At 39.3% G+C, this 2,868-nt stretch carries 5 protein-coding genes; all 5 read right to left on the reverse strand.

All coding sequences use genetic code 11. The features are described 5' to 3' along the window. Nucleotides 1-36: 36 nt before the first annotated feature. A complete protein-coding gene (rplL, locus tag WC815_24215) occupies nt 37-417 on the reverse strand; it encodes a 50S ribosomal protein L7/L12 (protein MFA5911895.1) in 381 nt (126 codons plus the stop codon). 59 nt (nt 418-476) lie between these two features. Next, complete coding sequence (rplJ, locus tag WC815_24220; protein MFA5911896.1) at nt 477-995, reverse strand: 50S ribosomal protein L10; 519 nt, start codon at nt 993-995, stop codon at nt 477-479. Nucleotides 996-997: 2 nt separating this feature from the next. Further along, nucleotides 998-1,696 (reverse strand): 50S ribosomal protein L1, encoded by a 699-nt coding sequence (gene rplA / locus WC815_24225; GenBank protein ID MFA5911897.1) that lies wholly within the window; start codon nt 1,694-1,696, stop codon nt 998-1,000. 22 nt (nt 1,697-1,718) lie between these two features. Continuing rightward, on the reverse strand, nt 1,719-2,162 hold the full coding sequence (gene rplK, locus WC815_24230) for a 50S ribosomal protein L11 (protein ID MFA5911898.1): 444 nt from the start codon (nt 2,160-2,162) through the stop codon (nt 1,719-1,721). A gap of 125 nt (nt 2,163-2,287) precedes the next feature. Continuing rightward, a complete protein-coding gene (gene nusG / locus WC815_24235; GenBank protein ID MFA5911899.1) occupies nt 2,288-2,830 on the reverse strand; it encodes a transcription termination/antitermination protein NusG in 543 nt (180 codons plus the stop codon). Between the last annotated feature and the right edge of the window lie 38 nt (nt 2,831-2,868).

Raw genomic sequence — 2,868 nt, forward strand, 5'->3', positions numbered from 1 at the left:
AATCGGAGTCTAATACCATAATTTATGAGTTAAGAATTACTTAATCTCAACAGTTGCTCCAGCTTCTTCCAATGCTTTTTTCAATGACTCAGCTTCTGCCTTATCAACACCGGTTTTAACTTCTTTCGGTGCACCGTCAACTAAATCTTTAGCTTCTTTCAGACCTAAGCCTGTAAGGTCTTTTACCAATTTAACAACTGCCAGTTTAGAACCACCAGCTTCTTTCAGGATTACATCGAAAGCTGTTTGTTCTGCTGCTGCTGCCGGAGCGTCACCGCCACCAGAAACTGCTGCTACTGCAACTGCTGCTGCAGCTGGCTCAATACCATACTCATCTTTTAATATTTGAGCTAATTCGTTAACTTCTTTTACTGTTAAGTTTACTAATTGCTCAGCAAACGATTTTAAATCTGCCATTTTATTTTAATTTTAAAATTTCTGTACTTGAATAATTTAATCGAACTTTTAGGTGCCCGTTAACCTCTTTCTTGTAATGTTTTAACAATTCCTGCAAGTTTATTACCACCTGACTGTAAGCCGGAGATAACGTTTTTAGCAGGAGATTGCAACAATGCAATGATGTCTGCCACCAATTCTTCCTTAGATTTAAGGTTTACCAGGGCATCTAACTGATTATCGCCAATGAATACTGCTGAATCGATGTATGCAGCTTTCAGTACCGGTTTATCACCCGATTTTCTCAATTGCTTGATCAGTTTAGCCGGAGCATTTGCTGATTTTGAGAATAAAAGAGATGAGGATCCTTTAAGTACGTCAAACATTTCGCTAAAATCGCCTTCAGAGGCTTCCATGGCCTTTCTGATCAGCTTATTCTTAGCGACCTGCATTTTGATATCGTTCTCGAAACATTTGCGGCGAATATCATTTACTTTTGCTACAGACAGGTTTGCCGTATCGGTAATATAAAAATTACCATACTCAGCAATCGTCTCTGTTAAAGCAAGAACAACTTCGTGTTTTTCTTCTTTTCTCATGATTAGATTCCCGCTACTGATTTAGTTTCAATTTCGATTCCCGGACTCATTGTCGACGACATGTGAATGCTCTTGAAATAAGTTCCTTTTGCAGCTGATGGTTTCAATTTAGAGATCGTTTGAATTACTTCTAACGCATTCTCATAAATCTTATCAGCATCAAAGGATACTTTTCCGATAGAAGCATGAATGATTCCTGTTTTGTCAACTTTGAAGTCAATCTTACCGCCTTTTACATCAGTTACGGCTTTACCCACATCCGGGGTAACAGTTCCTGATTTAGGATTTGGCATCAGGTTCCTTGGGCCTAAAACACGGCCAAGTTTACCTACTTTTGCCATCACACTAGGCATAGTAATAATGATATCAACGTCAGTCCATCCACCTTCTATTTTGGCAATATATTCATCCAAACCTACGTAATCTGCTCCGGCTGCTAAAGCCTCTGCTTCCTTATCAGGAGTGCAAAGAACTAATACACGGACAGTTTTACCGGTACCATGAGGGAGGTTTGCAATACCACGTACCATTTGATTCGCTTTACGCGGATCTACGCCTAAGCGTACATCAAGGTCAACTGATGCATCAAATTTAGTAGTTGTGATATCTTTAACCAAAGCCGAAGCCTGAGTCAATGAGTATGCTTTCCCATCCTCAATTTTGGAATGTGCCAATTTTTGATTTTTTGTTAATCTAGCCACTTCTTAAACTGATTTTGTATAATTAATTGTTCCAGGGTGCATCACCGCTAACGGTAATTCCCATACTGCGTGCTGTACCAGCAACCATTTTCATGGCTGACTCGACAGTAAATGCGTTCAAGTCGGTCATTTTATCTTTGGCTATGCTTTCAACCTGATCCCAGTTTACACTGGAAACCTTTTTACGGTTAGGCTCTGCAGAACCACTCTTTAAACCAGTAGCTTCCAGTAATTGGATTGCTACAGGAGGAGTTTTAATGATAAATTCGAATGACTTGTCGACATAAACAGTGATTACAACCGGTAAAACTTTACCTGGTTTATCTTGGGTACGTGCATTGAATTGCTTGCAAAACTCCATGATGTTCACACCTTTTGCTCCCAATGCGGGACCAACCGGTGGAGATGGATTAGCAGCGCCGCCCTTGATCTGTAATTTTATTAAAGCACCGACTTCTTTTGCCATTTTTATTGATTTGTTTTTAACTCAATGTTAGTAGTGGAAGCTATGTAACATTTAAGACCTTGTTAAGTTATAAGTTGTACGTTATAAGTGTCGCATGCGACGTATAACATACAACGTATAACGTATTACTCTTTTTCGACTTGCATATAATTCAACTCAAGAGGTGTTCTTCTTCCGAAGATCTTAACCATCACCTTAAGTTTCTTTTTCTCTTCATTTACCTCTTCAATCACTCCGGTAAATCCGTTGAACGGCCCATCCATCACTTTTACATTCTCTCCAACATAATAAGGCACATTCATTGATTCACCCTGTTCGGCCATCTCATCAACTTTACCAAGGATCCGGTTAACTTCTGCAGTTCTCATCGGAACCGCATTGCCACCTTTATCCCCAAGAAAACCAATTACACTATTGATACCTTTTATAACGTGTTCAAGTTCTCCGTCAAGAGCGGCTTCAATTAGTACATATCCGGCATAGAAGTTACGTTCCTTTGCAATCTTCTTTCCATCCTTCATCTGATAGTATTTCTCCATCGGAATCAGTACCTGAGGTAAAAGATGCGAAATACCTAAACGATTAACTTCTGCTTCCAGGTATTGCTTTACTTTTTTCTCTTTGCCGCTAACAGCCCTAACCACATACCATTTCAATTGATCGCTCATAGTGCTTTAAATTATGCCAGAGATTTATAAAACATCTT

The sequence above is a fragment of the Vicinamibacterales bacterium genome, assembly GCA_041659285.1.
Lineage (GTDB): Bacteria > Acidobacteriota > Vicinamibacteria > Vicinamibacterales > UBA2999 > 12-FULL-67-14b.